The sequence below is a fragment of the Halomonas colorata genome (genome assembly GCF_014897985.1).
GTDB lineage: Bacteria > Pseudomonadota > Gammaproteobacteria > Pseudomonadales > Halomonadaceae > Vreelandella > Vreelandella colorata.
In genome coordinates, this window is the sequence record NZ_JABUZA010000008.1 from 125,475 (window position 1) to 131,786 (window position 6,312).

General features: G+C 56.3%; 5 protein-coding genes and 1 pseudogene. 4 read left to right on the plus strand and 2 right to left on the minus strand.

Annotated features, from left to right (window positions below; genetic code table 11):
• Nucleotides 1-60: 60 nt before the first annotated feature.
• Nucleotides 61-1,422: an AmpG family muropeptide MFS transporter gene (locus tag INT33_RS06545; RefSeq protein WP_193091462.1), complete on the plus strand. Its 1,362-nt coding sequence runs from the start codon at nucleotides 61-63 to the stop codon at nucleotides 1,420-1,422.
• A gap of 36 nt (nucleotides 1,423-1,458) precedes the next feature.
• On the opposite strand, the gene INT33_RS06550 is transcribed toward INT33_RS06545, so the two are convergent.
• The gene (locus INT33_RS06550; RefSeq protein ID WP_193091463.1) at nucleotides 1,459-3,276 is read right to left on the minus strand and encodes an SEC-C domain-containing protein; all 1,818 of its coding nucleotides are present in this window, start codon (nucleotides 3,274-3,276) and stop codon (nucleotides 1,459-1,461) included.
• 138 nt (nucleotides 3,277-3,414) lie between these two features.
• Between INT33_RS06550 and INT33_RS06555 the strand changes: the two genes are divergently transcribed.
• The gene (locus tag INT33_RS06555; RefSeq protein WP_193091470.1) at nucleotides 3,415-4,008 is read left to right on the plus strand and encodes a GNAT family N-acetyltransferase; all 594 of its coding nucleotides are present in this window, start codon (nucleotides 3,415-3,417) and stop codon (nucleotides 4,006-4,008) included.
• 46 nt (nucleotides 4,009-4,054) lie between these two features.
• Here INT33_RS06555 and INT33_RS06560 read toward each other — a convergent pair whose 3' ends face one another.
• Entirely contained in the window at nucleotides 4,055-5,305 is a 1,251-nt protein-coding gene (locus INT33_RS06560; protein ID WP_193091464.1) for an ABC1 kinase family protein, read from the minus strand.
• Between the two features lie 136 nt (nucleotides 5,306-5,441).
• Here INT33_RS06560 and INT33_RS06565 point away from each other — a divergent pair.
• Both INT33_RS06565 and INT33_RS06570 read left to right on the plus strand, forming a co-directional pair.
• Nucleotides 5,442-5,756: pseudogene (locus INT33_RS06565) on the plus strand (toprim domain-containing protein); the annotation flags it as partial.
• 82 nt (nucleotides 5,757-5,838) lie between these two features.
• Nucleotides 5,839-6,267 carry a hypothetical protein gene (locus INT33_RS06570; RefSeq protein ID WP_193091465.1) on the plus strand — a complete coding sequence of 143 codons (429 nt, stop codon included), beginning with the start codon at nucleotides 5,839-5,841 and terminating at the stop codon, nucleotides 6,265-6,267.
• Nucleotides 6,268-6,312 lie beyond the last annotated feature (45 nt).

Below are 6,312 nucleotides of genomic sequence, written 5' to 3' on the forward strand. Positions count from 1 at the left end.
AAACATTGATGCAGTTTATCACTTGGCTAAGGCCAACGTCTTTTTCTGGAGTTGAACACTATGCCCACTCTTTTGCCCCAGCGTAGCTGGCTTGCCGCGCTGGCGATCTATTTCCGGGCACCCGTTATTACCATGCTGTTTTTAGGTTTTTCCGCCGGGCTCCCCTTTTTGCTGGTGTTCTCTACGCTTTCCGCCTGGCTGCGTAGCGACGGCGTTGAAGTCGCCGCCATTGGTTTTTTCGCCTGGATCGGCATGCTCTACTCGATCAAGTTTTTTTGGGCGCCGGTAGTGGACAGGCTTGAGCTACCGCTACTCACCCGAGCCTTTGGCCAGCGGCGCGGCTGGATGCTGCTTGCCCAGGGGATGATAGCTGCAGGGCTCGTCGGCCTGGCTGGCGTAAGTCCTGTTGGCAATTTGGGAGCGGTCGCCGTTTTTGCCCTGCTGGTGGCCTTTGGTTCGGCAACGCAGGATATTGCCATTGACGCTTACCGGATCGAATCTGCCGATGATGATATGCAAGCCGCCATGGCATCCACCTATATCATTGGCTATCGAGGGGGGCTGCTGGCCGCTGGGGCCGGGGCGCTTTATATCGCCTCGGCCGTGTCCTGGGATGCGGCTTATCTGACCATGGCAGCACTCGTCGGCGTGGGGGTACTCACCGTGCTGATTCGCCCGGAACCCAAACGCGCCTCGCTTTCGGTACAGTTAATCCATGAGCCCAAAGTGCGCGCCTTTATCCGCGCCAGCCGTGGCAAACCTAAAATATTGCGTCGCTTGGGTGCCTGGGTGATTGGCGCTATCGTGTGCCCGTTTACCGATTTTTTTCGCCGCTTCGGGGTAAAGGCACTGTGGATTCTGGTGTTTATTGCGGTGTATAGAATCAGCGATCTGGCGATGGCATCCATGGCTAACCCGCTATATATCGACCTGGGCTTTTCTCTGGCCACTATTGCCAATGTGACCAATATATTTGGGATTGCGATGAGCATTACCGGCGGCGTTTTAGGCGGCTTGCTGGTAGCCCGCTACGGCATTGGCCCGCTGCTGGTGATCGGGGCAGGGTTTGTGATGCTGACGAATTTACTGTTTGCCGCACTCGCCCTGATAGGTAATCAGGTACCCATGCTGGTGATCACGATCATTGGCGACAATCTGGCTAACGGCTTGGCTAGTGCGGTATTTATTGCCTTTTTATCAAGCCTTACCTCACGCGCCTATACCGCCACTCAATATGCGTTATTCTCATCGCTGATGACGTTGCCTGGGAAGTTTTTAAGCGGCTTTGGTGGGGTGGTGGTAACTTCCCAGGGCTATGCCACGTTTTTTGTGGTCGCAACGCTGCTGGGTCTGCCAGCAATTATTCTGGCCGTCTGGATAAGTCGGGATAAGCAGCTGGTGCCTGTCCCTCAGCCGCGCTAAGCGCGGCTGAAGGTTACACCCGTACTAACGAAAGGCTTAGCGATGGTTACCCAGCCAATCAAGCGCGCCCGGCGTGGTACGCCACTGATCGCGCATTAGCGTGCGATATTGCCACGCCTCGGCACGCGAGCCGGGGTCAACCTGGCCATCTGCATGCGGCATTACCGGGCGAGGGCTATCCGCACAGATCATTTCAAGCGCGTGGCGGTTATGGGTGATAACGTCATTAAGCGCCGCTTCAGCTGCCTCATGCTCATTTAAGCGATAAAGCGCCAATGTGCGTCCCATTAGTAATCCGAGCACCAGCGAGCCATCGTCATCCTGCTGCTCTGTCAGCGTCAGCGCCTCCTGGTTACGGTCATCACGCAGCAGTTGATCGAGCACCAGTTCTCGCAGCCCCAGGCTATCTTCCTGGTCGATGGCGAGCAGCTCTTCAGCCAGCTCCCGCGAATGCTGACGGGCACCGCGTTCCATCCCCACCACCAGGGCAAGGCCCGTACGCAGCAGGACAGCGTTGTCGGCATCATCCCAGCACAAGCTGCCATCGCCTTCAGCCCGGGCCTGTTCCAACCAGCGGGAAAGGCGCAGCGCCAGTGGGTCCAGCAGGCTAGGCGCCATCCACGGAAGGCTGCCAAACCGGCTCGTCAATGCCAGGGTCAGATCCTGTACTACATGCGGCGCATCCAGCCACTCGGGGTGTGCGCAAAGTGCGGACATCCACTCAACCGCATTGCCCCAAGGATCGTCGCGAAAGCCTAGTGCGATATCTTCATCCACCAACACCTGAAACTGCTCATGCCAGGCGGCAAATAGCGTCGCTTCCCGGGCACTGGAGTAGTAGTGCAAATGGCCCGTTTGAGCATCGGCGCTAAAATCCAGCTTGGGCGCCGTGGGCAGCGCCGCCAACAGCGCTTGCAAGGATACCAGCGGCGTGGCCAGATCCTCTTCAGCACTCAGCAGTTGATCAGCTAGCGTTGCGCCCGGGTTCTCTGCCAAGGCGGCCAGGAACTCCAGCTGCTCTTCGTCAAGATCACCCTGGCGAACCAGGCGCCGATACCAGAAGTTGGCGCGCTCCTTGGCTTCTTCTTCATGGCCTTCATGCAGAAGAAGCATCGCCTCAATGTAGGCAAGCGTGGGCGAATCAGGCAGCGCCTGCTGGGCTTTAACAAAGGCTGCCCGGGCACTATCCAGATCATCATTATCCAGATGCATCAGGCATAGGCGTTCAAGGGCAACACCGCGTAAAAACAGTGGCCCACGCTCCATCACATCATCCAGCAGATCGGCGCGTTTGCGGGTAAAGCCGCGCTCTTGGTAGATATCCAGCAGGATTTCAAAGGCGGGCTCGGCCTGCTCGGGCAGGCGCGACCAGTCACTGCCATCAAACAGCGACTCAAGGATCTGCATGGCGCGTCCGGTCTGGCCACTTTCAGCAGCGATAAGGCCCGCTTCCAGTAGCGCCTGAGGCGGCGCCTGGCGGCTTTCAAGTGCGGCTTTTAATGTCGGGCCTTTCCATTCACGCAGCGACAGCATCCACATCATCTGCTCGGGGATATCCGTCGGGAAATCGACCCGATAGCAGCACTGCTTGTATTTGCGTCCGGAGTCACACCAGCAGGGCTCATTACGCCCTGGTGTCGCCAGCGACTCGCTGGCAAAATCCAGCCGGACCAAGGGTGTTTGTGACCATAAAATGGGAGCCAGCGCCTGGGCGGTGGCGACATCGCCGTTAAACGACGTGGCGCCTTCCGCGCGCACCCACGTCATAAAATCGGGATAGTGTTCTTGCTGCCTGATTGCCGAGAGTGCCCCAGAGGCAAATCCCAGCAGCTGATCGACCCATACCGCTAGCATTGCCGTCTCCACTGTTTTTTGAAAAGCGCGTTTTGAAAAGCGCCATAGTTTAGCATGACCGTAGGCCATCACGTAGGAGGATTGGCGATGCGGCTCGTGGCTGTTAATGTGCAGCGTTTACCCAGTGGAAGAGACGCGATGAACGAACTGACGCTCACGACCTGCCACGGTCAGGCTATTGCGCCCCACCTGACGGCCCTTGCGCAGCTGCGCATTCGGGTATTTCATGATTTTCCCTATTTATACGATGGCAACCTGGCCTACGAAGCTGATTACCTGGGCCGCTACGCAGCAAACCCGGCAAGCTTGTTTGTCCTCGCTTTTGATGGTGACTGCCTGGTCGGCGCGTCTACAGGTCAACCGCTAAGTGATGAAGTAGACGAGTTTCGCCGCCCGTTTGAAGCAGCCGGCATTGCGGCTTCCAGCGTGTTCTATTACGGCGAATCGGTATTACTTCACGACTACCGAGGCCGGGGTATAGGCAAAGCTTTTATGGCCGAGCGCGAAACCCACGCTGCTCGTGAAGGGTATAAAACTGCCGCTTTTTGCGCCGTTGAGCGCCCTGAAAAACACCCGCTGCGGCCGGAAGATTATCGGCCGCTTCATGGTTTTTGGCAAAGCCAGGGCTATCAGCGCCGCGTTGACTTGGCAACGACCTTTGCTTGGAAAGATATTAACGAGCAGCATGAGAGTGACAAGACCCTGGTATTCTGGTTAAAAACGTTGCGCTAACTGATTGGATATCAGCGAGGACTGATTGGTGCGCGAACGTTCCGGTTTAAGTGCGTGAGCGTGACCAGGCCAGCAGCGGCTGGGTACGCTCATACATATCCAGCCGCGCTTTAAGGCGCACCAGATTCCAATAATGGCCATTTAGCGCTCGCGATAATAGCAGCGTATCGGCGGGCGGCTGTAAGCGGTCCATCGCCGCCCACACCTTGGGCGAAAGCTCGCGCAGGCGGCGATGCACGCGTACATCACTAAAATCCTGCTCGCCGGGCTCAAACAGCGGGGCAATACATTCAGTTGCCTCACGATACAGTGAAAGCGGCGCACCCTGCCCCTGGCGCCCGCCCATATTGACCATCGCCTCATCCATGGCCATGGGGTCGTGGGCCAAGGTAGCATCGAGTAGCTGCATCATGGCATTAAGCCGACCTTCCGGCACCGGAATCACCGCACCAAAATCGTAGATAATCAAACGCCCCTGGGCATCGGCGGCAAAGTTGCCCGCATGCGGGTCGGCATGTAGCTCCGCAAAGGTGAAGAGCTCCTGGGTAATCCAGTCGGCAAGCGTCGCGGCTACCTGTTGACGTACGGTATCTTCAGCGCTCTCCAGCTCACGTAGCGGTGTGCCGGGTACGTAAGACATGGCCAGGACATGCTGGCCCGAGAGTTCAAACAGCGGCTCGGGTATTACAAGCCGCGCATCACTCTGGTAGCGCTCTCGATAACGCGCCAGAGCGTTTGCCTCAGCCTGATAATCCAGCTCATCACGAAGCCCCGCCGCCAGTTCCTCAAACAGTGCATCCAGGCGCGCCTGAGGCACTTTAAACCAGCGGCCCAGGCTCATAATGCGCCGTAACTGTTTTAGATCACTCTCCAGCACGTCGGCTAAGCCTGGGTACTGGACTTTAAGCACCACCGTTTCGCCTTCACGGGTCACCGCTTTATGCACTTGCCCCATGGAGGCGCTGGCAAAGGGCGCTTCTTCAACCTGGGTAAAGTACGTATTGATATCGCCGTACTGTAACTCAAGCGCTTCACGGATGCGTGGCCAAGGCATGGGGTCGGCCTGGCGTTGCAGGCGAGCAAGCTCATCGGCTAAATCCGGCGGCAGCAGGTCATCCCACTGGGACATCATCTGCGCCATTTTCATGGCCGGGCCTTTGAGTTCTGACAAACCCTCAAACAACGCCTCACCTAGCGCTCGCCAATCGGCCTGACCGCCCAGGCGTGTTTTAAGCATTGCCCCACCCGTGCGTGCGCCCAGGCCCATTAACCTCCGTGTTCTACCGCGTTCGCGCATGTGACTGCTCCTTGTAAAACACCCGCTCATAATTACCGTGGGTAAGCAAAGGTAGCGGCGCTCAACATGCTCCGTCCGCCCTGCTACCTCTGTTACCATAGGCCTAATTTGAACAGACGTTAAGGCCAAGCTTCGCATGCGCTTGATTATTGCTGAAAAACCCAGCCTTGCTCGGGCGATTGCCGAGGCATTGCCTGCAAGTCCCAAACGCCAGGAAGGCGCTATCGTTTGCGGCGACACGACCGTTACCTGGTGTTTGGGCCATCTTCTGGAACAAGCGCCCCCGGAGGCTTACGACCCCGCTGATAAACAGTGGCGGTTAGACCGCCTGCCTATTGTTCCCGGCACTTGGAAACTGGCCCCACGCACCAAAGCGCGGGGCCAGCTGGCGGTGATTCGTAAGTTAATCAAGCAGGCCACAGAAGTCGTACACGCGGGCGACCCAGACCGCGCACTGTTACGATTTTTCTGTTGAATACTATTGTTACGTATAAAAATCTAAGAAATCGTGAAATTACGGCATGGAGGCTTGCGTGAGCATAGTGCTATGGGAAGTTCCTGACTTTGTTGTAGATCAGTCAATTAAACGAGAAATTAATAGGTCTACCGGAGAGCTATCAATATGCTTTGAAGGATCTGGCAATTCTCTAGGCAAACTTCCTCTCTTATACAAGGAAGACGGTAGCAGCATTAGAGTCGCGAATATTTGGCTGATCCATTTAAAAGCCAATTTGCGTAAGAAAGCGGTTAACACTCAAGCACAAGCATTGCTCCACTACTTTACCTTCCTTGAAGATATAGGCATTGCTTGGGACTCTATGCCTGCCGCCCTTAGAAAAAGACCTACCTATGGGTTTAAGAAGCATTTGCGTGAAGCATATAAAAACGGAAATATAGCTAGATCTACTGCCAGCAGCTATATGAGTATAGTGAATCGCCCCGGGTTTCGTAGACACCTCTAGGCCTTATACTAAAGGTACCTAGGAGGATCCATGAGCCGTCCCCGT